The sequence below is a fragment of the Flexivirga sp. B27 genome (genome assembly GCF_052905685.1).
Genome location: NZ_JBPYUM010000004.1, coordinates 273,259 through 299,312 on the forward strand (window position 1 = coordinate 273,259; position 26,054 = coordinate 299,312).

At 64.5% G+C, this 26,054-nt stretch carries 22 protein-coding genes and 1 pseudogene; 15 read left to right on the plus strand and 8 right to left on the minus strand.

Annotation, left to right across the window (positions count from 1 at the left end; all coding sequences use genetic code 11):
- Positions 1-62 precede the first annotated feature (62 nt).
- The 10 genes and pseudogenes from ACSZL9_RS16565 to ACSZL9_RS16610 all read left to right on the plus strand — a co-directional run bounded on the left by ACSZL9_RS16565 (position 63) and on the right by ACSZL9_RS16610 (position 12,475).
- Complete coding sequence (locus ACSZL9_RS16565) at positions 63-1,037, plus strand: TniB family NTP-binding protein (RefSeq protein ID WP_446666615.1); 975 nt, start codon at positions 63-65, stop codon at positions 1,035-1,037.
- Positions 1,003-2,421, plus strand: a complete 1,419-nt coding sequence (locus ACSZL9_RS16570; protein WP_446666616.1) for a TniQ family protein — start codon at positions 1,003-1,005, stop codon at positions 2,419-2,421. Before ACSZL9_RS16565 ends, ACSZL9_RS16570 begins: the two co-directional genes overlap by 35 nt.
- 10 nt (positions 2,422-2,431) lie before the next feature.
- Positions 2,432-4,192: a TniQ family protein gene (locus ACSZL9_RS16575; RefSeq protein WP_446666617.1), complete on the plus strand. Its 1,761-nt coding sequence runs from the start codon at positions 2,432-2,434 to the stop codon at positions 4,190-4,192.
- A complete protein-coding gene (locus ACSZL9_RS16580; protein ID WP_446666618.1) occupies positions 4,185-4,415 on the plus strand; it encodes a hypothetical protein in 231 nt (76 codons plus the stop codon). The genes ACSZL9_RS16575 and ACSZL9_RS16580 overlap by 8 nt, the downstream gene beginning before the upstream one ends.
- 469 nt (positions 4,416-4,884) lie before the next feature.
- Positions 4,885-5,307: pseudogene (locus ACSZL9_RS16585) on the plus strand (helix-turn-helix domain-containing protein); the annotation flags it as partial.
- 50 nt (positions 5,308-5,357) lie between these two features.
- Positions 5,358-6,719 (plus strand): IS256 family transposase, encoded by a 1,362-nt coding sequence (locus ACSZL9_RS16590; RefSeq protein ID WP_446666619.1) that lies wholly within the window; start codon positions 5,358-5,360, stop codon positions 6,717-6,719.
- Between the two features lie 624 nt (positions 6,720-7,343).
- The gene (locus ACSZL9_RS16595) at positions 7,344-8,756 is read left to right on the plus strand and encodes a hypothetical protein (RefSeq protein ID WP_446666620.1); all 1,413 of its coding nucleotides are present in this window, start codon (positions 7,344-7,346) and stop codon (positions 8,754-8,756) included.
- 49 nt (positions 8,757-8,805) lie between these two features.
- Positions 8,806-10,290 carry a hypothetical protein gene (locus ACSZL9_RS16600; protein WP_446666621.1) on the plus strand — a complete coding sequence of 495 codons (1,485 nt, stop codon included), beginning with the start codon at positions 8,806-8,808 and terminating at the stop codon, positions 10,288-10,290.
- 519 nt (positions 10,291-10,809) lie between these two features.
- Positions 10,810-11,772 (plus strand): hypothetical protein, encoded by a 963-nt coding sequence (locus ACSZL9_RS16605; RefSeq protein WP_446666622.1) that lies wholly within the window; start codon positions 10,810-10,812, stop codon positions 11,770-11,772.
- Between the two features lie 37 nt (positions 11,773-11,809).
- A complete protein-coding gene (locus ACSZL9_RS16610; protein WP_446666623.1) occupies positions 11,810-12,475 on the plus strand; it encodes a hypothetical protein in 666 nt (221 codons plus the stop codon).
- 248 nt (positions 12,476-12,723) lie between these two features.
- On the opposite strand, the gene ACSZL9_RS16615 is transcribed toward ACSZL9_RS16610, so the two are convergent.
- Genes ACSZL9_RS16615 through ACSZL9_RS16625 form a run of 3 tightly spaced genes read right to left on the minus strand, consistent with a single transcriptional unit; the run spans position 12,724 to position 13,787 of the window.
- Positions 12,724-13,221, minus strand: a complete 498-nt coding sequence (locus ACSZL9_RS16615; RefSeq protein WP_446666624.1) for a MucR family transcriptional regulator — start codon at positions 13,219-13,221, stop codon at positions 12,724-12,726.
- 57 nt (positions 13,222-13,278) lie between these two features.
- Positions 13,279-13,497 carry a helix-turn-helix transcriptional regulator gene (locus tag ACSZL9_RS16620; protein WP_446666625.1) on the minus strand — a complete coding sequence of 73 codons (219 nt, stop codon included), beginning with the start codon at positions 13,495-13,497 and terminating at the stop codon, positions 13,279-13,281.
- Between the two features lie 5 nt (positions 13,498-13,502).
- Positions 13,503-13,787, minus strand: coding sequence for a hypothetical protein (locus ACSZL9_RS16625; RefSeq protein WP_446666626.1), 285 nt, complete (start codon positions 13,785-13,787; stop codon positions 13,503-13,505).
- A 171-nt stretch (positions 13,788-13,958) separates the two neighbouring features.
- On the opposite strand from ACSZL9_RS16625, the gene ACSZL9_RS16630 reads away from it, so the two are divergent.
- Complete coding sequence (locus ACSZL9_RS16630; protein WP_446666627.1) at positions 13,959-15,245, plus strand: GmrSD restriction endonuclease domain-containing protein; 1,287 nt, start codon at positions 13,959-13,961, stop codon at positions 15,243-15,245.
- 386 nt (positions 15,246-15,631) lie between these two features.
- Complete coding sequence (locus ACSZL9_RS16635) at positions 15,632-17,071, plus strand: pentapeptide repeat-containing protein (protein WP_446666628.1); 1,440 nt, start codon at positions 15,632-15,634, stop codon at positions 17,069-17,071.
- Positions 17,072-17,370: 299 nt separating this feature from the next.
- On the opposite strand, the gene ACSZL9_RS16640 is transcribed toward ACSZL9_RS16635, so the two are convergent.
- The 3 genes from ACSZL9_RS16640 to ACSZL9_RS16650 form a co-directional block, all read right to left on the minus strand.
- Complete coding sequence (locus ACSZL9_RS16640; protein ID WP_446666629.1) at positions 17,371-18,810, minus strand: hypothetical protein; 1,440 nt, start codon at positions 18,808-18,810, stop codon at positions 17,371-17,373.
- Positions 18,811-19,097: 287 nt separating this feature from the next.
- Complete coding sequence (locus tag ACSZL9_RS16645) at positions 19,098-20,030, minus strand: S1 family peptidase (protein ID WP_446666630.1); 933 nt, start codon at positions 20,028-20,030, stop codon at positions 19,098-19,100.
- A gap of 1,098 nt (positions 20,031-21,128) precedes the next feature.
- Positions 21,129-21,668 (minus strand): AAA family ATPase, encoded by a 540-nt coding sequence (locus tag ACSZL9_RS16650; protein ID WP_446666631.1) that lies wholly within the window; start codon positions 21,666-21,668, stop codon positions 21,129-21,131.
- A 247-nt stretch (positions 21,669-21,915) separates the two neighbouring features.
- Between ACSZL9_RS16650 and ACSZL9_RS16655 the strand changes: the two genes are divergently transcribed.
- On the plus strand, positions 21,916-22,428 hold the full coding sequence (locus ACSZL9_RS16655; RefSeq protein WP_446666632.1) for a DUF4262 domain-containing protein: 513 nt from the start codon (positions 21,916-21,918) through the stop codon (positions 22,426-22,428).
- Between the two features lie 59 nt (positions 22,429-22,487).
- Entirely contained in the window at positions 22,488-23,168 is a 681-nt protein-coding gene (locus ACSZL9_RS16660) for a class I SAM-dependent methyltransferase (RefSeq protein ID WP_446666633.1), read from the plus strand.
- A gap of 27 nt (positions 23,169-23,195) precedes the next feature.
- Here the strand turns inward: ACSZL9_RS16660 and ACSZL9_RS16665 are convergent, their stop codons facing one another.
- Both ACSZL9_RS16665 and ACSZL9_RS16670 read right to left on the minus strand, forming a co-directional pair.
- Positions 23,196-23,750, minus strand: coding sequence for a type 1 glutamine amidotransferase domain-containing protein (locus tag ACSZL9_RS16665; protein WP_446666634.1), 555 nt, complete (start codon positions 23,748-23,750; stop codon positions 23,196-23,198).
- A gap of 210 nt (positions 23,751-23,960) precedes the next feature.
- On the minus strand, positions 23,961-24,974 hold the full coding sequence (locus tag ACSZL9_RS16670) for a Gfo/Idh/MocA family protein (RefSeq protein WP_446666635.1): 1,014 nt from the start codon (positions 24,972-24,974) through the stop codon (positions 23,961-23,963).
- A gap of 108 nt (positions 24,975-25,082) precedes the next feature.
- On the opposite strand from ACSZL9_RS16670, the gene ACSZL9_RS16675 reads away from it, so the two are divergent.
- Positions 25,083-26,039, plus strand: coding sequence for a Dyp-type peroxidase (locus tag ACSZL9_RS16675; protein WP_446666636.1), 957 nt, complete (start codon positions 25,083-25,085; stop codon positions 26,037-26,039).
- Positions 26,040-26,054 lie beyond the last annotated feature (15 nt).

The window sequence follows — 26,054 nt, forward strand, 5'->3', positions numbered from 1 at the left end:
GGCAGTCCACTGCGAATCCTCCGATCCCGCCGGCCCCTGCGGGCGCAGCAGAGCTAACCGCGATGTCACCGTCGGAACGCGCCGCGTATGCCAACAGTGTTCGCACCGTACTTCGTCAGGTGCCGATCGCATCACCGCTACACGACGCCGTGCGCGACCAGTTGACTGCTGACTTGCGTTCGGCGTTGCTCGAACCACCGGGAGCGCGCACCATCCTGGCGGTCAGTGCCCCGTGGGGGATCGGCAAGTCGACGCTCACCAAAGACTGGGGGGCGACGCAGCATCGCGAATGGCTCGGCCATCGGGTGAACGAGACGCGACCGCGTTGGGACCCGGACGAGGAACGCAATGCGGACCTGGTGCCAGTCATCTACCTGACCTTGTTATCGGAGTCCAGAAGCAAAGACCTATTCGCGCAGGTGCTGAACTTCATGGGCTATCAGATATCCGGGGCAGAGCGCACCATCGCGTTGGCTGCGGTCAGGGCCCTGTCTACTCACGGCGTTCGCCTCGTCATCATTGATGACGCGCACATGCTCCGCACAGCGTCCGTTACCGGCCGTGCGACGTTGAATGCGGTCAAGCACTTGAACACCGAGCTCGGTGAAGTTGGCGGCTGTCTGGTGTTGGTGGGGGCGAATCTGTCCGACGGCGAAGCACTGGCCGACCCGCAGATCCGCACCCGGCTCGCCGAGCACGACCTGAATCCGTATGCCATAGCGAGCATCGATGAACGTCGCGATTGGCAGCGCTTCCTCAAAGCATGCGAACGAGCACTGCTGCCGTACCTGCCGGGAGGCGAACCTGGACTGTTTGCGTCACAGCACGCTGAATACCTGTGGCTGCGCACCCAAGGGTATGTCGGCGACACCGTCCATCTGCTGGTTGACGCAGCTCATTTGGCAATCACGGATAACACCGCGCTGACGCTGGACCACCTTGATGGTGTGCGGGTGAGTCAGCGAGCACAGGACGGATGGCAAGAGATGGTCCGTCGACAGCGTGTCGCCCGAACGAAGCAACAACGTGTCGGATAGGCGCCTGCCGGTAGTCCCCCGCCCGGGCGATGATGAGCGCCTCAGCGCCTGGGTGGGCCGGCTCGCGACCGACAACTGGATCAGCGTGCACGAGGTCATGCAACGTCCGGCCCACCCGATCATGTTGAAGCGTCTCGACCTGCGCGCACACGCTGAGGAGGTGCACCGACTGCACGATGTCACTGGCATCCCAATAGACCAACTCACCCGGATGACGCTGGCGGGACGATTCCCGGGCCTCACTCTTCTCGCTGGTTCGGTCGTGGCCGACGAGGCCCGCGATCCCGGCGAAGCACAGTGCCCACACTGTGAAAACAAGGCAGGGTTGGCCTCGCTGCTTAGCATGGCGCCGCTCTGCGGCAGATGCGGCCGTCTCTTGGACGACGGCACCGGCTACACCGAGAAGGACGTTGACCCATACCTGGAGCGGTTGCAGCACGCGGTTGTCGAGCAGGCCCAGAACGCAGCGACATTCACCGAGCTAAAGGAGCGAATAGAACGGCTGCGGCCAACCGTGCGACATGATTGGCCGACCCCGCCTGCGCACGAACCCATCGCACGGCGACAGCACGCGCTTGAATTGCTGGCAGCAAACCCGCGAGCCACGAACCCAGCGGTGCTCGCCATTCTGCTTGCCCGGGCACTCGACCCAGCCGTCGAGTCCGACCCTGTAGTCCTTGCCCGTCACAACACCGGTTGGTGGCCACGCGTCGAAGACCTGCAGCCGGAGCCCCTGAGCGACCCCAGCGATGAGGTCCAGCGGTTACACATGACGATTCGTGCCTTGGGCGTGGAGGTGCGACACATCCCCCTCGCGATCACTCTCGGCGAGCAGATACCGCTGATCCATCCGCGTGACCAGACACATCGGCAAGCGTGGGCTAGGACTCTGCGAGAACAAGTCACTGCAGCAACCGGAATCAGGTCAACCCTGCGCGCTCAAATTCTGGGTCCATGCCGACGGTGGCCAATGGACGACAACTGGACTGTCCGTCTGCTCACGAACACAGTGGCTGCACTCAACCGTGAGGGTCTGCTCGATCGCGATCGCGCAGTTGAGACGTTCAAGCATCGAACGAGTATTCCGCCTCACGTGCTGCGCAAACTGCCTCATGCAGCCCGCGAGGTCCCGAACGCAAACCAAGCAGCAGCCGCGTGGCTCTGGCTCATGACCACCGGTGCAGGCACGTTACGTGTCCGCCACCGCGACCTGCGAGGGGCACAGAAGCTCATTCCGCGCTTCCACGACGCGCTCACCGCCGAGGGACGACTCGTCCTTCTGGAGTACGGACTTGGTGAACTCGACGCCTCGGCTGCCGACATCGCAGCACTCGCCGGAGGTCACGGTCGGCTGGAGAACGGGCTCGCTCGTGACGCCGGCTGATCAACTCCCGGTGACCCTCAAACTCGCGGTCGGTGAAGCCCTTGACGGCTACCTCGAACGCGTCGCTGACGCGAACTACCTCACGACGGCGATGCTGTTGCGTTTGATTCGCGGGACAGACACCGACCACTTCCTCGTGCTGAAGCCGAGCGGCACCGTTGCAACACGATTAGCTGCCCTCACCGGCCTTGCAGACGCCGATGTTGATGCGGCCACGCTGGCAGGTATCGAAGGCACGGTCGTGGACCTATCTGGTTTCGACGCGCGGGATCGCCACACGTACCGCAGAATTGCAGCTCGCGGGTGGGCTGCCGTCCACGGGTCGCAGATCTGTCCGCAGTGCATCGCTTCAGGCGGAGTCTGGCGGTTGTGCTGGCGCACGCCATACTCCGCGATTTGTGTTCAACACGAGACGTATCTGTTGACCGAATGTTCCGGCTGCAGGAGGCCGTTCCGAGACGGTCGGCACTCAGCCTTGCGCGCGGTCGGCGCCAGTACCGAGTGCGGAAACCCCATCGACGCGGGTCCGCGAAAACACTGTTGTACCAACCTCGCTCATCTCGCTGCGGTGTGTGCGCGAGACGACGAGGTCTCAGCGCAGCGGCGCATCGACGCCGCCATGGATGGTGCGACGACAGTGACGCTCGGCAATGATTTAGCCGGCCGCGATTACCTGCGAGAGCTGCGCGCACTCGCCGTTTTGCTGTTCCACCTTGCGACCCAACCGGGATTGCACCTTGAGCCCGCCTGGGTCTCGGCGACTCGGCTCGCCGCAGTTGATCGAACGGGCGACCGCGGGCCGCGTTGGGGCATCCGCCCACCGGACGACCCGGTCGCACGCGCCGGAGCCTTCACTGTCGCCGACACGATTCTGGGCCAACCGGATCTGGATGCTGCAGCCGAACGGTTGACCGAGTGGCTCGATCGAGTTCCGGTCGTTCCTGAGGGTGTGCTCGGGTGGCTGGCGGATCGGACGCAGATGACCGAGACAGTCAGTGCCCTCATCATCAAGGCGCACGCGCCCCATCGGCGACTGTCGCATCTGCTGGACCAGACCGGAACGCTCGCCCCGGCGGCATATGTGCCGCAAGTCATCCCAGACGACCTCTATCAACGACATCTGCACATGCTGTTCGACTCGACTTCGGACACGGTGCGGTCGTTTGCCGCAATATGCCTGGCTCGTACCGACACTGAGGCCAAGTCGTGGGCTGATGCAGGCGCCTTGCTCGGCCTACTGCCGGGCACCGCTGAGCGGACCGCGCGCGCTTGCAGCGCTCGCGCGCTGGTCAAACCCCAACGAGTCGTTGAGGCACTGACTGCTGTCGCCCGAGATCTACCGACAGCTAACCGAAGGGAAGTCGAGGCGCGTGTTCGCGGGCTTCGTCGTGGACGAAGCTGGTTCGAAGTCTTCGCCGCGAACCGGCCCGGCACGAGAGCCAGCTCGAAGGGGTACGCAATCACGTGGATCTGGCTCAACGTCGCACACGGACACCTTGCGACCAGCCCTGGATGGACGACTCCACCCACCGGCCGGCAACGAGCGCTCTACCGTCAGTTCGCCCACTCCCTCGGCCACCGGAATAAGGAACACTTGCGAAACGTCATCATCGATGTTCACCACTCCCGCGACTCCGACGTTACGAGCGCCTCGACGCCATCCCCGACATTGGCGACAGCCTGGGCGGCTCCAGGGGGGAGTACGACGCACTTTGGTTGCGCGCGGCTAGGCTCGTACGAAGACGAGGTGTCGAGGAGCGCCCATGGATGACATCCACGAACCACGCCAGGACGAAAGTCCGGTAAGAGACGATGACCTCCAGATCGTGGTCACGCGAGCCGCGCAGGTCTGGGACCGTGCTGTCGTCAACGACTGGCTATGGGGAGCGAACTCGTATCTGGACGGTGCGCGGCCGATCGATGTCCTGTATCTCCGCGGTCCCGCTGAAGTACTGGAGGCACTCGACGTCGCCGAGTCTGGAGGATTCGCATAGGACGTCCTCGGGACTACCAAGCCGCCAACTCGTGGATGCTCCCCGCAGTCAACACTTCGGTCTGTGGCGCTGTCTTGTACGTATGGGCGGTGAGAGTCCACTCAGCGCGGTCGGGCGCGTGTCCATGTCGGATGGGTTCGATGACGGCATGGTCGACACCTGGACGTTGCGGTTGATCCTGCCGGTCGCCGATCGTCCGCGCGGGTGCGGACTCAGCATGCGCGGGGGCCGGGTACAGGCAGCTAGTTGCTACTGCGTGTCAAAATAGGAGGAAGCGTCGCTTCCCCACGGCGGGCCCTCACGCCGTCGGGTCGAAACTCGGCTGAACGCCCGGAATCGGCCATCCCTTGACGTAGCGGTCAGTTGGCGGGGAGGCCTGCGACTCTGATGGTTCAGGGTCACAGCCCGGACGCTGCACTAGTGCGGCGCGTCGTTAGTTGTTTGACGGTTTGGTTTGAGAAACTGGGGCATGGCGAATCGACCTGCTCCGGCGTTGTCTTTACGTGATGGCGACCGGGAGGAGCTGGCCCGGTGGACGAGGTCGTCGACGGTCCGTGCAGGGTTGGCGCAGCGGGCCAGGATCGTGTTGCTGGCCGCGGACGGGGTGCCGAACACGGTGATCGCGGACAAGACCGGGGTGTCTCGGCCGACGGTGATCTCCTGGCGGAACCGGTATCAGGACAAGGGGATTGACGGTCTGGTCGACCAGGAACGATCGGGTCGGCCGCGGCACATCGATCACCGGGACATCGTCGCGGCAACTCTGGCGCCGCCGCCGAAGAAGTACGGGGTGACGCACTGGTCGACCCGGCTGCTGGCCCGGCATCTGCGCATCGGTGATGCCACGGTCGCGCGGGCGTGGCGGGAGTACCGAGTCCAGCCCTGGCGGAGGGTGTCAGATCTTTTGTGTAAGTGATCGGTCTTGATCCGGAAGGAAGACTGATGACTGTGACGAAGAAGCCGAAGACGGACGGGCAGGATCTGGAACCGGAGGCGAGCAAGCTCGGGCGGGCCTTGTTCAGCGAGGAATTCGTGGACGAGATGGTCTCCCGGTCGCGGGAGCAGGGTGTGCCGTTGACGGGCAAAGACGGGTTGATGGGCGAGCTGCTCAAGGCCACGCTCGAACGCGGGATGGATGTCGAACTGACTGATCATCTCGGTTACGACAAGCACGAACGTCGCCCCGAGGGCAGCACGAACGCACGGAACGGGACCACGCCCAAGACGGTGGCGACCGAGGTCGGCGACGTCACGGTCGATCAGCCGCGGGATCGTGCCGGGTCGTTCGCGTCGGCGCTGGTGCCCAAACATGCCCGCCAATTGGGCGGGCTGGCCGACATGATCATCAGCTTGTACGCCGGGGGGATGACGATCCGCGATACCCAGCATCACTTGGTCTCCACGTTCGGCGCTGATTTGTCGCACGACACGATCAGCAACCTGACCGACGCGATCGGCGAGGAGGTCAAAGCCTGGCAGTCGCGGCCGATGGAGCCGTTCTATCCGGTGATCTACCTGGACGCGTTGATGATCAACATCCGCGACGGCGGGCATGTGTCGCGGCGTGCCGCGCACGTCGCGGTCAGCGTCGATATCGATGGCGTCAAGCACGTGCTGGGCATCTGGATCCAGGCCGCCGAGGGTGCGAAGTTCTGGGCTGGGGTGTGCGCCCAGTTGGCCAACCGTGGCGTCAAGGACGTGCTGATCATCTGCTGCGACGGGCTGAGCGGGCTGCCCGAAGCGATCCAAGCCCAGTGGCCGCGCAGTGTCGTGCAAACCTGCACCGTGCACCTGATCCGGGCGTCGATGCGGTTCGTGGCCTACGGCGACTACAAGGCCTTCACCAAGGCGCTGAAGCCGATCTACACCGCGGCCGATGAGGCTGCAGCGCGTGCGGCGCTGGACGAGCTGGCCGCGTCACCGCTGGGGGCCAAGTACCCGGCGGCGGTCGCGACGTGGACATCCGCGTGGGAGCGGTTCACCCCGTTCTTGGACTTCGGGCCGGCCGTGCGACGGGTCATCTACACCACCAACTCGATCGAGTCGCTGAACGACCAGCTACGCACGATCATCAAGAACCGTGGCCAGTTCCCCTCCGACGACGCCGCAATCAAGTTGCTATGGCTCGCGATCCGCAACATCGAGGACAAACGCGACCGCGAACGCGCGAAACAATCCGGCCGCGGAGCCAAACGTCAATCAGTGCCCGGCCTAGTCGAAGGAGCCGTCGTGACGAACTGGAAACAAGCGATCAACGAGCTCTTCCTGAGCTACCCCGACCGCGTCGAGCCCTACCTCAACTAACCCAACACCGACCGCATCACTTACACAGAAATCTTGACAGGCTCGCGAACCTGGAACACACCGATCTGATCAGCGACCCGCAGATCGCGACCCGGCTGCACCTGCANCAACACCGACCGCATCACTTACACAGAAATCTTGACAGGCTCGCGAACCTGGAACACACCGATCTGATCAGCGACCCGCAGATCGCGACCCGGCTGCACCTGCACCGCCTGGACCCGTACCCGGCCGCCACCGTCGACGAGGCCAGTGCGTGGCGGGACGTCATCCGCACGGTCGAACCGTTACTCCTGCCGGCCTTACCGGCCGCGAACGCCGGTGGCCTCGAGAAACTCGCCAAACCGTTGCATGCCATGACGGGCGGGTACCTGGGTGAACTGATCGACATCCTCAAACGCGCGGTCATCATCGCCGTGCAGACCAGAGTCGGGCAGATCACCCGGGACGTGCTGGACGCCTGCCCGCGATCACACCGCGCCCTGACGATGCAGGCACAGCGATGACACTGTCGAGGTCGGCCAACCCTGCAGTTCTTGAGCGGGTGCGGGCGCGTGATGCCGAACGCTCGACACGAGCGCTCCATTCTCCTGGCGACCCGAACACGATCAGATCCCGTTGTCCGTGAGTGTGGCGTGGGAGCCGGGCCAGGACTTGCGCCGGTTCGCGCAGCGGCTAGCTGCCTGCAACGGCTACACCCTCGCCGAGATCATGGGTGACGACGTCGTGTCCGTGGATGGTTGTCAGTATGTCGATCGTGGCTTGTCGGAGCGGTTGAGCGCGCTGACCGGTGAGCCAGTGGAGGTGTTCGCTCAGGAACCACGACAGTACCGACCGGTGGTGCAGCGGCACGCCCTCACCGGGTGGGTCGAACCGGACGGCACGAACCCGAATCTGTGGGTCGAGCGCCTGCCAGACACCCCGGACGGGCGCCGCATCCGTGACGACGTACGCACCACGAGCTGGCCGGAAGTTCGCCTGAACCTGCTGACTGGCCTCGCGCGGGCGTTGCTGCCGCAGTTGACCGCGTCGTGGCCGGCGCATCCGTCGTTCGAGCTGGACGACCGCGCCGCGGTGCTCGCTGACGACACCCGGCGCGGGCGGATCGAGGAGTGGACGCCGCTCGTGCGCCGCTATGCGCTGACGGCGTTGTGGGACCACACGTACCTCGGAACGGTCGCGTCCTTGCGATCGCGGACCCCGGTGGCACGTGACCTGCTGACGGCACACACGTGGCGACATGCGGCAACCTCGGCCGAGACCGTCGGTCTCGGTTCGATCGGTGCCGCGTTCCGGGCGGCCGCCGCGCAGTGGCCGCCGGCGGAGAATCCGAGATCACCGACCGGTGAGGGCGAGTTGCCCCCGCACATCAGGGTGCGCGCGGGTGACGGGCCGTTACCGGGTCCGTTCAGCGTGCCGGCGTTGCGATCCTGGCCGCGGGACCTGGTGTACGCCGTTCACGTCGCGGATGTGGCGATGGAATCGTGGCGGCATCACCAGGATCCGGCGACCGCGTGGACCCGGCGTGCATTGCAGGGTGCGGCGGAGCGGCTTGCCGAGCCAGTTGAACCCGTAGCACCGCTGGGTCTGTGGGGGTACCACGATCGCGAGCCGCCGCCATACGCCACCGAAGCGTGCCGGCTGCTGGCCACCGACGTCGGCCGTCGCGTGCTCCTCGAGGTCGCCGCACTCGCCACCGGAGGCGATTCGGTGCCGCAGGATCGGGTGTTGCGGTCGTGGTGGCCGACCCTGCGCCGCTACCCGCTGACGACCCTGGGTGACCGGTCCACGCTGGCCACGGTTGATCCGAAGCTCGTGGCTCACTTGTTGTGGATCGACCTGACCGGGCACCTGCCCAGGACGCTCAGCTACGGCCCGCCAGCCTTCGGTCACGACCTGGCAGAAGCCGCCCAGAAAGCTGCCGCCGAAGACATTCTGGCGATGCGGGAATGGGCGACCCAGCTGATGGCCGGCGACGACCTACCCTCCACGGAGCGGCGTCGGACCGGGGCGGTGGGGGAGGCGAACGTGCGGTGACCCGTCACGCCGGCCGGACCTGAGCGCGTTGCCGGTGACGGTGGATCCGGTGCCAGGTGAGGCCGCCGACAGCTACGCCGAACGAGTGGCGGCCGCGAACAACCTCGCGGCCGCCACCCTCCCCAGTGATCCGTCGCTGCGGTCGGTGGGGCGAGTGCGGCACGCAGCCGCCAGGAACACACCGGTACAGGCGACGTCTCCGAGGCGGCAGGGCTGGGACCCCGGCGCGATTACCCAGGCGTGCGCGGCCTGCCTCGCCACCGACGGCGCATGGCGCCACGCTTGGTATGACCCGATGGTGACCGTCTGCCTGACCCACGGCTGCTACCTGATCACCGACTGCCCCGGGCGCCGGCGATCGGTGAAAGACACCCAACACCGGCCACTGCGCCCGGCCGGGACCGGCACCTTGTGTGACAACGCTCTGTCGGTGGGGCTTGGCCCACGCTGCGACACCGACCTCGCCCAGCTCCCACCAACGCCCGCGCCGGACGAGGTGCTGGAGCAGCAGGCCCGCGCGCAACAATCAGGCACCGGACCAGTGATGGTGCTCGGGCAGCCGACCACGGTGGCGTCGTACCGGGACACGGTGCGCAACATGGCCGTGCTGCTCCTACACATCAACACTGCCTCACCGGACCCACCGGCCAGATTCGATCTACGCGAGCAGGAGTGGGGAACGCGGCGGTGGTGGTTGCACCCGCCCCGCGACCCGATCACCCGGGCGGCCGTGTTCGCAGTCGCCGACCGCATCGTCTTCGCGGCCTCCCTTGACGACGCGGCGGCCGTGTTCATGCCGTGGTTCGACGCCATCCCACCCGCCTCGGCGGGGCGCGTGTCCTGGGCAGCGGACCACACCCACGCCGACCCGACCCTCACCCGGATCCTGCTCGCCGCGTCGACACCGCGGCAACGCCTCTCCCACCGGCTACCTCACGAGTTGTGTCTACGGCTGCGACCGGAGTGGATCCCACAACGCCTCCCCGCACAGCTGAGTCCTCTTGTCGACGGGTGCGGGTTGAGTGCGGCGTCGGCGCGCGGCTTCGCCAGCCTGTGCTTGGCGAAAGCGCAGGCCGGCACCGGTTCGTGGGCAGACGCAGCAACACTGCTTGAGCTACCAGGTCCGATCGGTGTTGATCTGGCACGTACCTCCAGCGCACACCTGACTATTGGTACCGACGCGTGGATCGATCGTCTGCAGCAGGTGGGCCGCCAGTTGGCGATCGAAAGGGTCGATTACCGCGCGCGAGAAAGTGTCGTTCGAGGACTCGGGCGGGCAGCACTGAACGACCTGCTGCACGCACTACAGGCGGCCCGGCCGGGGACGCGCGCCAGTAGCCGTGACCTGATTTGGCGCTGGGTCTGGGACCACTGGGCTGCCGGGCACCACGCCGCGGCTCCGCCCGTCGTGATCACTACTCGTCGATTCCTTGCCCGGTATACCCAGTTCGCCGGGGCGTTGCAGCCTCACCATGAGCGGGCGCTCGTGACCGCGACCGACCAGATCACGCGCGGTACACCAGACAGCTCGTGAGCAGTCCCGCGAGTGCTGGGCTGGTGTAGCTGGGTGTAACTCGCCGCAGTCATCCGCAGTTATCCGCAGTTATGCGCCGAGACTGCGCGGAACCGATTCTGGCCGTCTCATGACGAGTCATCACCGCATCCGTCGGTCCAGACCCTCGTGTCGCGCAAGCCTGGGGCACACGGAGCTGTCACGGAGCGCGCAGCCGTCCATATACGGCCATATAGAAACCGCCCCGTATATGGAGCCATGGATCCGCGCCGAGCTTTCCAGCTGCGGCCGTCGGCGAGGAGCAGGGTCGGCCGACAACCCCGTCGCGACGGCGCTCACTGCACCTGGAAGCACAACGCCGATGCGGCGATCCCGCAGATGAAGGGAGATCCATTGGCGGTGGCAACTGCTGGACGAGCTGGGAGAAGGACTGAACTGCGTCACGGCTGTGGCAGGCTCACCGGAACGGGAGGGATCGGACTCGTAACGGTGATATGACTTCCTGGACTGACCGTAGGAAGAGGGATCAGGGAGTCAGCGATGGTCGAGACACGCACGGCGTCGTTGAGCCGGTATGGCACGGACGTGAGTTCAGTGTTCGACCTCGTGGGGCACCACGAGGTCGATTTGACTGCTGCGTTGGGGTGGACGCTGCATTGCTCACCACTATTGAGACGCGCACTGCTGGAGGAACTGGGGTTCGTGACCGGCGGTGACGTGGACGTGCTGTTGGAAGTCGCAGACGCGGAGGGCCGCACCGATGTTGAATTGGTCGGCTCAAACACGAAGATTGTCATCGAAGCCAAGCGTGGGTGGCTGGTACCGGGGGAGTCCCAACTGGGCCAGTACGCCGGCCGGTTCGTTGGCTTTCAGCACGCGCTGCTGGTGAGCCTGTCGGACTCCTCAACCCAGTGGGCGCACGCGCAGCTAGCGGACAAGGTCGGTGACGTGCCGGTAGTTCACGTGCCGTGGGATCTGTTGCGGACCTTGGTGCACCGCAGCAGGATCCACGCCCGTGGAACGCAACGACTCTGGCTGGACGAATGGGAGACGTACATGGGCGGGATGACTTCGACCCGGGACTTGGCCGACCAATGGGTCTTCTGTGTGGTGGTGTCCCGCAGACAGTTCGGGCGGCACACCTTCTGGCAATGGGTGCACGACGAGAGGGTCTACTTTCACCCATATGGCGGCAGTAACGGCTGGCCGAAGCGGCCACCGAACTTCCTCTGTTTCCGCTGGGGTGGACAGGTCCGCCAAGTCAACAGGGTCACTTCGTTCGAGGTCGTGCCCCAGTTAGGGCACCGGTGGCCGGAGATCTCCGACGAGATGTCAGGCGGCGCGCACATCATCTACGAGTTGGGACCAGACATACCCATCCCGCAGATCCGCACCACCAAGACCTACGCCTCCGGGAGGATCTGGACATTGCTGGACCAACTCCTCGTGCACGACACCTTGAACTCCGCGGTGGCGGCCAGCAAAGCAATCACGCAAGGTTGATCATGTGTGAGGTCAGTGCTGCCGGGCGAGACTGCTGATGAAGGCAATGGAAAGGACCGCTCTCGGGCGGCTTGCTAGCGACTCCGGCTCGCTGCGGTTGTGTGCCTTGGGGGTGAGTTTGAGTGCCCTGTTTGCCGGCCTCTTCGCGAGCAACGAGGAGACCAACAACGGTGTCTGGTGGACGATCTGGGGTGTCTGCACCGCGGTCGTCGCCTGGTCTGTCTACCTGACGGCGACCACGCTGTGGAAACGTGTCCGGTCGGGCGAACGACGCTACGACAAGTGGCAGGCCGCACTGGGGCACGATCACGACTGCGTGATCTCTGGCGTCTGGTTAAAGCACCCCTCACTGCGCGGCGTCGACGGCAACGGCAAAGGGGTCGCCTCTGTTCTGAAGGCCGCTAACAACGTCGGTAGCGCGCCAAGCGTCTTCGCGTCCGTCCCACACCTGGTACCGGTCTACCTGGTCAGCGCTGGCATCCCAGCGTTGTTGCGCACGATGCATAACAACTATCTCAACGCGACGTTCAACAAGGAGATGCGTATCTGGGTGCTGGCCGACCTGTACTGCGCCGCCGACCAGGAGCTGCCCGACAGGCACCGTAGATACGTCGAACGAGCCATCTGCCAGCTCGAACCGCGACTGTCCAAGCGGGACCTTGCAGAGGCCGTTAACCGTCTCCATGAGCACCGCGGAATGTGACGTCTCCGAACCTCTGCAGCTAGCTGGCAACAGGGTGGACGATGGGTGCCACGACTACCGGGTGGCAGCCACGCAGGGCAGCGCCCCACGCCAAGGGGACCACGGCTCTCGGGCACTCACCGACATCGGATGAGACGGCAACGCCCGACAGGTGCTTCGGCGTGGCGCTGAGACATACGGGCTGCGACGGGACCACCACACACCGCTTCGATATGCGGGTGCCGCCAACCGCTAGGGAATCTGTTGAGCTACTTCTTGAGCTGCCGCCAGGCGGTTGCCCGGGTTGCCTTGCTCGCGCAGGATTTCGAGCAGAAGCGTCGTCGCCTCGCACCGCTGAGGGGGCAGAACTGGGATTGGCACCATCCGCAGACGACGACGGTGCCCAGTCGTCCTTGGCCGGGTCGGCTCCGGCTGGCGGCAAGACCGGCGGGTGACATCCCGACGTTGTTGCTCAGCCGCGCGGCGGTCGCAGCGGCTGGATCCCGGTTTGTCAGGAACGCCTTCTTGGTGGCGAAGCTGCGTCGCGCGTTGTGGGTGAGTGCGTTCCGTGTGCTGGTGGCGACCAGGCCGCGGCTGCGCGCTAGTCCGTGTTCCTGGCGGTAGTCGGCGGCGGTGATTCCGTGGCCTTTCCAGGCGTGCAGTCCGAGGTGGGTGAAGCGTCGGCCGCATTCGTGGCAGAGCAGGCCGTCACTGTCTTCGTCGAGCACGCCGTAGTGCCCGTGCCCGTCGCGGTCGCCGAGGTTCACCACCCCAGCATGCACTTTCACGTGAACACGCGCGTCACTTCGTGTCGTGTCACCAGCTCATGCCTGCTTCCTTGGTTTCGGCCCGCCGCCGACCCCCATCCCTGGGCGGCGGTCCTGCCACTCGATGATCGTCGAGGACCACCACCATGGTTTGCGCGGCCCGTCGCGTCCGTCTTCGGCCGGCATCTGACCGCGTGCACGGTAGGCGCTGATGGTCTTGCGATGCACACCCAGGTAGTCGGCGACCTGCATGGTGGTCCACTTCTGCGGCTCCATGAGCGTCAGCCCGTCAAGCTGTCGGCGACCCGCTCGAGCGCGTTCGGGCAGAGCGTCCACGCCAGCTGCCGATCCACAAGCTGAGAGGTGACGACACCGATCTCTTCGAGCATCCGCAACTCATCGACGCGGGCGGGCAGTTGGGCTGTTAGCTTTGGCCCGTCCATGAGGGCCTGCAGTGTTTCCAACCGTGGACGAGTGCCGAGCACGTGCAGCGCGGAGGCCAGGGGTGTGAGGTCTTTGGCGCGGGATAACGGCACGGTTAGGCCGATGGCAGTGGGTCGAACCATGCGGTGAGTATGGCGGCTTTCTCGCTGGGGCTGCTTGCTCGCTGGATGCGGCGCTGCAAGATCGTTCGGAACTTGCGCGTTCTGGTGGTGCTCGCGGCTACACTCCGCGTACCGGTGGCCGCAGCGTCGTAGGGGACGTGCGCGAATTGTGTTGCAGGGGTGGGGATTTCGATGCACGACGGTCGTGACCGTAAGGGAGTCGCCTGGTGGTGCGGTTGGGGTGGTCTGGCTCTGCTGGTCGCGGTTGGCGCGGCAGCTGGAGCGTCCGATGGCGGCGGCAGGGGCGCGGTCGGTGGTGTCTTGATGATGGCGGGCATGTACGCGCTCGTCGTCGCAGTCATTGCCCTCGTGCGGGGTCGGGTGTCGTGGGCGCGGCTGCGTAGCCGGGGTGTTGCACTCGTGGGCGCCGTGGCGGCGTTCACGATGCTGGGTGTCGGTGGAGCAGTCGGCGGTACCCGCGCCGACGCAGGGTCCCAGCCCACGCACGGCAGCACCAGCACCGCCGCTGGTGCAGCCTCGTCGGGCACGGCTACCTCGACGATCCCGCCCGCATCCACGACCTCAAAGACCGTCCCGTCCTCGACCGGGCATTCGCCTGCGCCGACGTCCACCAGCTCGGCGGTGGTCCCTGCAGCGACCAAGAAGCAGGTCGCGAAGGCGGGCACGGCGCTGGCCGCTGTCACGGGCCTGACGGTGAAAGGCCGCGCGGCCAAGACCGGGTACAGCCGGGAGGCGTTCGGGCCATCATGGTTCGACGCCGACCGCAACGGTTGCGACACCCGGAACGACATCTTGCGCCGTGACCTGACCGACCGGTCGATGAAGAACTACTGCAAGGTGTTGGCCGGGACACTGGCGAAAGACCCGTACACGGGTAGCTCGATCCGGTTCGTGGTCGGCGGGGCCAGCGAGATTGACGTCGACCACGTGGTGTCGTTGTCCGATGCGTGGCAGAAGGGCGCAGCGAGTTGGCCATTCAGTAAGCGGCTGGCGTTCGCCAACGACCCGGTCGAGCTGTTGGCGGTGGATGCGGGGGCGAACCGTTCCAAAGGTGACGGTGACGCGGCGACCTGGTTGCCGCCGAACAAGGCTTATCGATGCACCTATGTGGCACGGCAGGTCACCGTCAAGAAGAAGTACGGCCTGTGGGTGACTCCGGCCGAGCACGACGCCATGGTCCGGGTGCTGTCGAACTGCGACGGCACCGCGCTGCCGCCACGGGGGACCGCCGCGACAAGCGCGCAGCCGCCGCGCACCCACACGCCCGCACCCAAGACGACCACGGCCCCGCCGGCACCTAAACCGACGGCTCCCGCACCGGTGGTGCAGCCTCCGGCCGTCGTTTACTACGCCAACTGCACCGCGGTCCGCGCTGCCCGAGCAGCCCCCATCCATGCCGGAGACCCTGGGTACAGCCGCAAGCTGGACCGCGACGGAGACGGTGTTGCCTGCGAGTGACACCAACGGCACCGACGCCCTGGCCTTGAACCGCAACCACTCGCGGTGGTCTTGGCCGAGCCTTACCGTCGCCGGGTGGACGACAACATGCATTGGAAACGCAAGGTCGTCGGAAAGCGTGGTTCGGTGGACTGGCATCTGCCCGAGAGCACGGCGTCGAAATTGGTCAGAGCAAGAGGCTGGATTTCCTGCCTCGGTCGCACGCTCAACAGCACATAATCGGATCACATTACGCCTACCGAGGTAAGCGAAAAAAGGGGGAATTTCGAAAATTGAAAAGGCCGAGTATGTGTCGCATGGTGGAGAATGGGTAAGTATCGAAGTATCATCGATACTTACCTGAAATAGTCCTACCCATCTCGATTAGTGCCGCTAAGGTGCGGAGCATGACTTCCTCGCGGAATGAGTCTCCGACGCCGCCCACCGGGCATGTGTCCAAACGTGGCAGCGACGACGAGGGCAATCTGTTTGCCCAGGTAGTCGGCTGGGTGGCCGCGGCGATGCTGCTGTACGCCGCAGCATTCTGGGTTCTCGGCTGGATCTACTCTGGGCACCCTGGATGGCCAGGCGTGCACGACAAGCCACAGATGTACGACCTGGCGCGGTCATCCGTGGGAGTTGCGGGGATCCTCGGTGGCGCCGCCGCGGTCGCGGTCGCGCTGCGCCGGCAGAAATCGACTGAAACGACTGTCCGTCTGGATCAACGACGCACCGAGTACGACCGGGTCACTGCGCTGCGCACCCGTTATACCGAAGCCGCCCGGCAACTCGGCGACGACAATGCCGCGGTCCGGTTGGCCGGCGCTTACGCGATGGCCGCTCTGGCCGATGATTGGATCCAACGTCACGACGACATCACCAAACTGAAGCCGGGGACAGGGAAAGCCGTCAATTGGGACTCCGATGCGCAGGCCTGTATCGACGTGCTGTGCGCATACATCCGCACGTCGCGCGGCTACCCCGGGGACCGCCCTGCCGCTCCCGATCTAGATGGTGATCCCGGTTCCAATATCGAGCAACGTGCCGACCTCGAAGTCCGCCAAACCATCATCCGCATCACCCGCGACCACCTCCGCAAGCATGCCTCCACCGGCTGGACCGGCTTTGACCTGGACTACAGGGGCGCCACCTTTGCCGGTACATACAGTTTTCAAGGGGCGACGTTCTCCGGTGGTCGGGTGTCCTTCGATGGGGCGACGTTTTCCGGCGGTCGGGTGTCCTTCGACGGGGCGACGTTCTCTGGCGGTCGGGTGTCCTTCGACGGGGCGACGTTCTCCGGCCATGACGTGTCCTTCGACGAGGTGACGTTCTCCGGTGGTCGGGTGTCCTTCGACTGGGCAACGTTCACCGAGCAAGCCCGTCTGTCGTTCTATGAAGCGACGTTTTCCGGCGGTGACGTGTCCTTCGTTGGGTCGACGTTCTCCGGCGGCGACGTGTCCTTCGTTGGGTCGACGTTCTCCGGCGGCGAGGTGGCCTTCCTACAAGGACAGAGGGTGTGGGACGCAAACTACAAGGCGATGTTCTCCGGTGGCACCGTGCACTTCGGCAAGGCAACCTTCTCCGGTGGCAGCGTGGTCTTCCACGCGACTGGTGGCACCGTCTCCTTCCGCGGGACTGGTCTCACCGTCCCCTTCGGTAGGGATTTTCCAGACAGCCTGCAGGAAGCCGTACGCTGGGAAGACGAGCGGGACAGCGTGTGGGAAAGCAAGTGGGAAAGTAAGAAGGCATTTCCTTTCGGACCGTGGGGGGATAGGACACCACCATGGGCACCAGGGGAGCAGTGGTCGTGGCCACTGCAACCGGTATCGGACGATGAGAGCTCATGAGCAGGGCCGACCCACTCGAACCGCGTTGGGCGAATTTACTGTTATCACCCGCCCCGCAGACCCAAGAATTGTCCGATTGGCTCGCCTCACTGGTCACGACGCGCTGTCGCGGTGAAGAGGTCCTGACGGTCATACAGGAACTGCGTCGCGCGCCCGGGCCAGACCGCCTTCTGACGTGCAGGCGGGTTCACCGCTTGTGGAACCTTCCGATGGGACCTGTTGCTCCGTCCAGAAGGGCGCACCGTCCGAGCAGTAGTGATGGCTACACGGTCGCCAGGACGGGTTAAACACACGACGGGCTACAAGAGCTCAGCCGCCGCAGCGAGCTTTTTCATGGTGCTGTCGAGGCGTAGCTGGTCGGGCGACCCGGTGAAGGACCGGATACCGGCCATGAGGTTGCGGTCGGTTGTGCTTGTCAGCTTCGGCTCGAGAGCATCGAGGAGCTCGTTCCACTGTCGCTTGCCAACAGTGGTACCGAGCAGCGATGAATAGATCGGGTCCATACAGAGCAGGAGCGCATTGCCGGCGTCCTGCGACGAAAACCGAGCGACCATCTGCTGGTAGTGCGGGAGGGCGGAGCTGCTCACCCCGTAACCATTGCCCAAGTAGCAGTCGACGACGGTGCGAACGTACGCCTGCCGAATGCTGACGGGGACATCGCCCTGCTCCCCAGCGAGATTTAGCACCCGCCGCGCGGGCACGGGTTCGTTGTAAAAATTGTTCATTCCGTGGTGTGCACTGCTCAATACTTGGAGAGCCTCGCTCATGTCGATGGCTCGCACTGCGGGCGTAAGGTAAGCGGTTCCATCAACCAGGTCGAGGAGGTCGCGTGAAGCGGTTGCAAGAGCCGTATCCGCGCTTGCTGTTGCACGGGCTTGGCGTAGCCCGTAGCTGCTACGGGTCGCTTCGGTGACGAATGGCCACACCTTCGGCCACAACAGGCGGACGTTGTCGGCGACAACGGGCGTGCGGTCCGGCGCCGTGTAAAGACCGAACAGGCCGTTCGCGAGGGTGTCGGCGCGGTCACGGGGCAATTGGTCGAAGAAGGCCGCCGCTTCATCCACAGCTGCTTGGTCAAGCAGCGCTTTCTTGATGTTGGTCAGGAGTCGGCCGGTGTGCGCTGTGACCGTGTCGGCTGGGACGTTGATGACCTCTCGTACACAGGCCTGGAGAAACGTGACGAGCTCAAGACCAGTCAGTTGGTTCTCGTTCGGATGCGCGGCACTCGCGTTGTTGCGCATATACCGGATGTGGTCAAGTCGCTTGTATCCGACGTCGGTGATCAGTCCGATGTTAAGAACTGCTCGGAGCAGGTGGGCGTCGTCGATTTTCGGCAGGTCTTCTTGGACCTTGAGGCCCTTGCGAAGGTCGGCGTTATTGCCGGCTGCGATGTCGAAGAAGTAGCTGAGGTCAAAGCCGACCACCCTGGCCCGAAGCTCGCTGACAAGCTCATCCCAAAGGTAGTTGAGGGCAGCGTCAAACAGGCCGACCGTTGCGGCCGCGATCATCTTCGAGACGTAGTACGACCGGGCCAGGCCCGGTCCATCAAGCTCTCGCAGGACCCCTGGGACGTTCTGGACCATTGCCGCGCGCTCGGAGACCGGGACGAAGAGCTTCTCGCTAGGCAGGCCGAAGTCGTCGAGCATTCCGTGCACGCTGACCTCAAACCGTTCGAGGTCTGTCCGGCTGTCGGTGGTCGCCGGAACGTTCGTTGACGGGGCCGGCTCGATCTCGCTCATGCCTCAGAATCTACGGCTTGGTCGCCTCGGTCGCAGAACGGACGGACTTTGCGTCGCAAAGCTGGATTTTCGTCACCCGTCGCCGACGTGTCGCACACTAGGGCGTTGGTCAGCGTCCCCGGGGAGATCACGGATCTGCCCGGGACAGATCTTGAGGGCCAGGTTCGGCTCCTCATGTGACGTTCGGAGCTGCGTGGACAGTGCCACCGATTGTGCAGCAGTCCTGTACAGGCAGCCACTTTCCACGTCGCAGTCGGGTGGAGTCCGGTATCACCACGCTGTAACCGTCAGGTCTCGGTGCCGAGCAGACCATCGTTGGAATGAACAGCCACCGTAACCCCGTGCTCGGTCATCTCCAGTCTCCAATTGTCGAAATTTGTGTCAGATACGATGTATTCGTCGCGACCGAGGTCAAGTAGCGAACGCGTGATGCGATCGCCATCGTAGTTGACCATGGCAACTTCCATTGGTAGGAGGGTTCTTACTGCGGTGGCGAAGGAGGCATGCTCGGTTGCATCGGTGTCGTCATAGTCACTGAAATTTAGACCGACAACTGACATGGCACCATCCGACTTGATGTGCATCGCGGGCCCGCCGCTCATCCCGGGATCACACCTAGCGGTTGTCCCGAAACAGGGAAACGGTGCGCTCAACCGATCTCTCATGGGGTAGTACCGGTCCCTAATCACTCCCCGCGACGCCCTCAACGTCTGTTCGACTTTCAGTGAGTCCTGAGTTCTCTCACACTGAAAACCCGTGTATCCGAGCATGATGATTTCGTCGCCGACGCGAGGCATCGAGAAGTTGATTTGAAGGCTCGGGAATCGGATTCTCTCGTTGTTCAAGGACGGCACCGCCGCAGTCAGCAGGGCGAAGTCAAACCGTGTATCGGGATGGCTACAGACATCCGTGATTGGAACCAGCAGGGAAAGGACTCCCTCCGCATCGCCAGGAGGGTCGCCGTACCACAGCGCCGCCAACCAAGCTTGGTCCGCATGTGTCGCCTTCGCTTCAGCCACCAACCTGTTGGCAGCATCTATGACGTGACGAGCTGTAGCTAAGACACCCGCCCCCGCGACACAGAACGCCGTGCCGATACCGGTTACTTCCGTAGGGGTGACGACCACCAGCGGAAACACGGCGGACTGCAAGCTGGTGATGCCCGTCTCCTCGATCGAGTCGAAGGCCCCAAAGTTGAGGCGCGTTGGTGGCAGTGGCATGCACCGAGTGAACCATCAAGGGATACACTTTGAGGCGATCCGCGCCAACTGTGTCTCGGTTGAGTTCCAGCGGTCGCTTTTCGACCGCGACCTCCGGTTGGGACGGGTCTCCGGTCGCTCGCCCTCGGCGGGCTGGTCGTACGTGTGAAAGCTAACGAGCCCAGAACCCGACGATCCCCGCAGCGCAAGACATCTTCAATGCGCTCGCCCGACAGCCTCAGCGACACGCCTTTCTCGCGGTTCTCCGCGAAGAAGCCGGTGCTGTGGGGGCTGTTGCCAACGGGCTGGCCGAGCACCCGTGATGCCACGATCCTCGACCTTTGCCTACCCGGGGCGCCCCTGGGGTTCGTCAGGCAGCTGTTGCTATGCGGGCACGCATAGGACTCAGATCAGGCGTGGCCCTGCTGACGACCTGAGGCTCCGAACCAATCGAATTACTCGGCGATCGATCAGAACCTCCGAGTTCGGAGAGCCCGAGTTTTGTCAAGCGGACACGCGGCCGTCGGGATAGATTGACCGACCGCCAAAACGAGTCCGATTTGGTCAATCTTCAAGGCGTGTCGTGGTCAGTCTTCGCTGCATCTCGACACCCTGCACACAAGGGAGCTGTCGAGATGCAGCGAAGACTGCTCAGATCGCGTTTTGAACAGTCTTCGGTGACTTTTGGGGCGTCTGGCGGTCGTCGGAGGGGCCCGACGAGGCGAAATCGTTAATGAGAACTGTTCTCCCGCTCACGTTTGGCGGGCCGGCTCTGGCATCGGTGCTGGTCAGCGGCCCGTTATTGCGACCAGTTCTCACTTCACAAGTTACTTCGCAGTATTTGCTGTGAAAACGAACCCCGTGTCACACCGTGCGCGATTCTCTGAGGCCAGGGAGGTCAACGGAATCGAGATCCGTCGAGGCCTGACCGGGTGGAGCATCGAGTGTTCAGCCCGGAGTAGCCGTACGACGTCCCTGTCCGGTGACTACGTCCGGAAGGGTCTTACGGCGTCGCGACGCCGGTGGCTGGACTGCTGCCTCGCGTGCGGGCTTACCGCTTGTGGAACGTCAATTGAGACAGTGGTCCATGCTCCGTTGTGGCTCAGGAACAGCGGTTGGCTATGAATCGAGATGTGGCAGCGACGGCCACCGTTCACTTGCCCACTCGAACCAGTTCACAAAGCCATAGGGAGGATCCGGGATCGGATCGTAGGAGAGTTCGCTTGCCGATGGCGGGGTGAACAATGCAAGGAAACGATCTTGGTCAGCGTCGCTCATCGCGAACGTGGTCTCAGGGGCGGTGTCCCATCGAGATCTCACACGTGCGCGACGCTCGGCCTCGTCGATACTGACGTATTGAAGGTCGAAGCGACCCCCGACAGACTCGGTGATCGCCCGAATGGCATAACGCTCTTCCGGCGACCAACAACCGAAGTCAAGGATCACCGACGAAGTTCGCAGCACCTCGTGTGCGGCCCAGATCATCCGTCCTTCCAGAATGGCTCTGCGTCCGTCGGCATCACTCTCGTTGAACAGCGGAGCCATCCACTCATCGGGTGTAAGACGGAGTATGCCGAACTCATCAGCGATGCGACGGGCCAGCGTCGTCTTTCCGGCGCCAGGGAGCCCGACGATCAAATACAGCACCGAACCCGTCACCGCGGCATGCTCGCAGTCACTTCAGGTGCGGGCAACTGACTTTCGCTGAGCTCGGTCTCGAACGACGATCGGCCATCGAGACGGGTTCGTGAGGATGGGTGCTCGCGGCTCTCGTTTTTATGTGAGGCTCGGATCATGAGGAACCGGACGCGCCAGCTGGCTTCGTTCGTCGGTGTCGGGTAGGCGAGTCAGCCTGTCATAGGACACCTGTACGGTCGCGTCATACACAACCAGGGAGGGCGTTGACATGACCGACATACAAATCCAGGCATGGTTGGACCAAGAGGACGCGATGGTGCGCGACTGTGTGCGAAAGCATGGTTGCTTCCTGCAATACGTGTTCGCCAGTCCAGCGCCGACGTCAACGAGCTTCTGCTACTCGACGGGCTTCTTCGGCCTCGGGCATCCGGAGCTGATCGTCTTCGGGCTGGACCAGAGCTCCGCCTGCGGGATGCTCAATTGGTGCTTCGCCCGGGTGAGGGACGGCGAGGATCTGATGCCGGGGGAGGTCCTGATCTTCGGCAACGACTGCGGCCGAGCGCGGGTCGAAGAGTTCCCGAATCCGGGCGACGCGCTCTACGCGGCCAACCGGTTCTATCAGCGGTCATCGAGTTCGTCAGTGCCGGCATACCAGCTGACCTGGGACGTGAACGGCGCCTTCCCGGAGGATCCTGGCTATCCCTACGGACCACACCAGCAGCCGCGACCAGGCACCTTCGTGCCAGACCTTGACGGCGGCTGTGCCTGCGGGGACTGCTGAGCGCGTAGCCGGGGCGCGCTCCGCCCGCGCAAATGACTGACGTTTGGGAGGGTGGGGGCATGAACATCAGGGATGCAGCGACGACTCATCTTGGCCGCCCGGCCGCGGACGCACTGGGCAGACTCAACGATCGGCATCCCTGGAGCCACAACGATGCCTACCACCCGTGGATCGCGACCCAGCTTCCCGAGGGCCGTGGCCGCGTGCTGGATGTCGGATGCGGTCACGGCGAGCTGCTCGCGATGCTCGCCGGGCACTTCGACCAGGTGCACGGCGTCGACGCCGACGAGACGATGCGCGCGGCGGCAGCCGCCCGATGCGCCGGGCTGCCCAACGTCACTGTCGACGCCACCGAGCTGAGCGCGGTCGGCGACGGGTACGCCGACCTCGTCACGATGATCGCCGTGCTGCACCACCTCGAGATCCACACCGCGCTGGCCCAGGTCCGGCGCATCCTGCGCCCCGGCGGCAGGTTCCTCAGTGTCGGCCTCGCCCGGCCGGAGTCCGCGGTCGACCAGGCCTGGGAGGTTGCCTCGATGGTGACCAACCCGCTGATCGGTTACCTCCGGCACCCCTGGCCCGCAGCGGAAGCGCCGGACCGTGCGCCGTTCCCGGTCGCGGACCCGCAGCTGAGCATCGCGGAGATGCGGGATGCCTTGGAGGTGGAGCTGCCCGGAGGGGTCCTGCGGCGTGGTCTCGGCTTCCGCCACACGATCGCGTGGACGAAGCCGCACGCCTGAGCCCGCGGTCGGCGGGCAGCTCGGGCGTCAGGCGCTCGCGAGCTCCTCGACGATCGCCTGGTCGAACGCGTCCAGGTCACCCGGGTTGCGGGAGGTGATCGCCACCCAACCGTTGGCGGGGCAGCGCTTGACCTGCTGGTCCACCCAGGTCGCGCCGGCGTTCTCCAGGTCGATCTTCACGCTCGTGTATGACGTCAATGTCTTGCCCGAGGCAAGGCGAGCGTCGATGAACGACCACGGCGCGTGACACACGGCCGCGATCGGCTTGCCCGCTGCACTCGTGGCCTGCAGCAGCGTCTGGACCTTCTCATTGCCGCGCAGGGTGTCGGCATTCACCGTGCCACCGGGCAGGACGACGATGTCGAAATCGTCCGCGGAGACAGCCTCCAATGAGGTGTCCGGCTCGAAGGTCGACGCCCAGTCCTTGTCCCCGGTGACCGTCTGCACGGTCTTGCCGCTGTCCGAAGCCACCGTCACGTCGATGCCGGCCTTCTTCAGGTCCTCGACGGGGCGCAACAGCTCCGGCTCCTCGACGCCGAAGTCGCTCACCAGGATCAGTGCCTTCTTGCCCTGTGCCGTCATCCGTCTCGCTCCTCTTCACTCGTCGGCGTCGCGACGCATGCATGTCGCGGCGCGATTGCAGCTGCCACTCCAGTGCAGCGTCCGCAGCGAGGGCAACATTCCCGCACGACGTGCCGCGTATGGCGCGGTCGACCCGGACCGCTGTCGCCGCAGACTGACAGTGATGAATCGCGCGGTGCTCTCCGAGTAGGGCTTCAATAACCACTCGAGTTAGTTGCGGGGACACGTCTCCGCTCCAGAAGTTGCTCCGGCCTCTCTGTCGAGCGATTGCAAGGCGCGGGCATTGCTTGCCGCGTCCGCGAGGTCGTAGCGCAGCGGCGTGCCGTTGAGAACGCTGTCGGCAAAGTGCTCGCCCATGCGCACGAAGTGGTTTTTGCCGCCGGCGATCTCGTGGTAGACGGTCTCCTGCCCGAAATGGTGCTCCTCGATGATCGAGTCTTCCTCGAGGAGGCCAAACGGGTTGTCGAGATAGAGCCGCCCCTCCGTGCCGGTGACTTCCAAGTAGTTTCGGCGCTCGAGGTTGACTCCGGTATCGAAGAGCACGGTTGCATTGTCGGGGAAGCGCAGCATGCCGGCCAGGCTGACCTCAATCTGTCCTCCGTCGCTGGCGGCACGGTAGTTGCCGTAGGCGGCAACGTGGTCCGGCTCCTGACCGGTGACCATCCGGCCGGCATTGACGCAGTAGCAGCCCGTATCGAAAAGTGCGCCGCCACCGAGACCGGTGTACCAACGGATATTGTCACCGTCGCCCGCATCGAAGGTGTGGGCGATGTGGACAAAGGTGAGCTTCCCTACCACCTGGCGTGCCAGCAGCTCCTGCAACTTCTCGAAGCGCGGGTGGAAGCGGTACATGAATCCCTCGAGGACCTTCAGGCCAGTTTCCTCGGCCTTGCGTGCAATCTCCTCGCACCCCGCAGCGCTCATCGCCAAGGGCTTCTCGCACAGAACATGCTTTCCCGCGTCCAAGGACTTCACAATCCACTCGAGGTGCAGTGCGTTCGGCAGCGGAATGTAGACCGCATCGATCTCTGGGGAAGCGAGCAGTGCTTCGTAGGAGCCGAACGCGTGGGGGATGCCGTGCTTGTCGGCATACTCCCGTGCCTTCTCCTCCGTCCGGGAAGCGATGCCAACGACCTCACCGTTGGTCGTTTGCTGCAGCGCAGGAATGGTCTTGCGGGTGATGCGAGCGCAACTCAGAACACCCCACCGCAACTTCTCACTCATTGAACTCTCCCTTTTATGACATCCCCAGTGGGGAATCCGGTGCTATTGATGCCGGAGCCAAACGGCTACCGCAAGATCTCCGGCGGCTCTGTCACTATCGTGAGCCGCGTGAGTGACTCAGCCAGCACACCCCAGCCACAGGACGTCGCGACCCCGCTGACCAAGTCGGCGGCGTTCCTGGTGTTGACGATCAACGAAGGCGACGACGCGATGAGCGCCGCACGGTCGGTCGTGGCCGGCATCGACGACCTGATCAAGGACGTGCGCATCCGGTCCGCGCGCAACTTCTTCAGCTGCAACGTCGGCATCGGGCACCGGGTGTGGGCCGACCTCACCGGCAAGCCGGCGCCCAAGGAGCTCAAGCCCTTCACCGAGATCAGCGGCGCGAAGCACACCGCGATCGCGACGCCCGGCGACCTGCTCTTCCACCTGCGCGCCGACGACCTCGGCCTGATCGTGGAGTTCGAGAAGCTGCTGCTCGAGGCCTTCGGTGACGCCGTGACCGCGGTCGACGACACCGCCGGGTTCCGCTACTTCGACACGCGCGACTTGCTGGAGTTCGTCGACGGCACAGCCAACGCGAGCGGCCCGGAGACTGCCGCGAACACCGTTGTGGGCGAAGAGGATCCGGCATACGCCGGGGGCAGCTATGTCGTCACCCAGAAGTATCTGCACGACCTGGGCGCGTGGCGCGGCCAGTCGACGCAGACCCAGGAGGAGATCATCGGGCGCACCAAGTTCGACAACGTCGAGCTGCCCGATGCCGGTGCCGACGAGCAGAAGTCGCACAAGACGCTGAGCACCATCGAGGACGAGGACGGCGAGCACGGCATCATCCGCGACAACATGCCCTTCGCGACGCCGGGCAAGAACGAATACGGCACCTACTTCATCGGCTACTCGCGGCACCTGTGGGTCATCGAGCGCATGCTCGAGCGGATGTATGTCGGAGCGCCGCCGCCGCTGCACGACCGGATCCTCGACTACTCCACGCCGGTCACCGGCACGACGTTCTTCGTGCCGTCGGTGCAGTTCCTTGCCGAACTCGCCGACATCGCCGACTGACGCGCTCGTGCAGCG

Excerpts from the sequence above, each read along its gene's own strand:
- ACSZL9_RS16655 (WP_446666632.1), top strand. The coding sequence starts at position 21,916 with ATGACCGACATACAAATCCAGGCATGGTTGGACCAAGAGGACGCGATG.
- ACSZL9_RS16625 (WP_446666626.1), bottom strand. The coding sequence starts at position 13,787 with ATGGTTCGACCCACTGCCATCGGCCTAACCGTGCCGTTATCCCGCGCC.
- ACSZL9_RS16670 (WP_446666635.1), bottom strand. The coding sequence starts at position 24,974 with ATGAGTGAGAAGTTGCGGTGGGGTGTTCTGAGTTGCGCTCGCATCACC.
- ACSZL9_RS16620 (WP_446666625.1), bottom strand. The coding sequence starts at position 13,497 with ATGGAGCCGCAGAAGTGGACCACCATGCAGGTCGCCGACTACCTGGGT.
- ACSZL9_RS16605 (WP_446666622.1), top strand. The coding sequence starts at position 10,810 with ATGGTCGAGACACGCACGGCGTCGTTGAGCCGGTATGGCACGGACGTG.
- ACSZL9_RS16610 (WP_446666623.1), top strand. The coding sequence starts at position 11,810 with ATGAAGGCAATGGAAAGGACCGCTCTCGGGCGGCTTGCTAGCGACTCC.
- ACSZL9_RS16640 (WP_446666629.1), bottom strand. The coding sequence starts at position 18,810 with ATGAGCGAGATCGAGCCGGCCCCGTCAACGAACGTTCCGGCGACCACC.
- ACSZL9_RS16630 (WP_446666627.1), top strand. The coding sequence starts at position 13,959 with ATGCACGACGGTCGTGACCGTAAGGGAGTCGCCTGGTGGTGCGGTTGG.
- ACSZL9_RS16590 (WP_446666619.1), top strand. The coding sequence starts at position 5,358 with ATGACTGTGACGAAGAAGCCGAAGACGGACGGGCAGGATCTGGAACCG.
- ACSZL9_RS16645 (WP_446666630.1), bottom strand. The coding sequence starts at position 20,030 with ATGCCACTGCCACCAACGCGCCTCAACTTTGGGGCCTTCGACTCGATC.
- ACSZL9_RS16580 (WP_446666618.1), top strand. The coding sequence starts at position 4,185 with ATGGATGACATCCACGAACCACGCCAGGACGAAAGTCCGGTAAGAGAC.
- ACSZL9_RS16565 (WP_446666615.1), top strand. The coding sequence starts at position 63 with ATGTCACCGTCGGAACGCGCCGCGTATGCCAACAGTGTTCGCACCGTA.
- ACSZL9_RS16660 (WP_446666633.1), top strand. The coding sequence starts at position 22,488 with ATGAACATCAGGGATGCAGCGACGACTCATCTTGGCCGCCCGGCCGCG.
- ACSZL9_RS16635 (WP_446666628.1), top strand. The coding sequence starts at position 15,632 with ATGACTTCCTCGCGGAATGAGTCTCCGACGCCGCCCACCGGGCATGTG.
- ACSZL9_RS16665 (WP_446666634.1), bottom strand. The coding sequence starts at position 23,750 with ATGACGGCACAGGGCAAGAAGGCACTGATCCTGGTGAGCGACTTCGGC.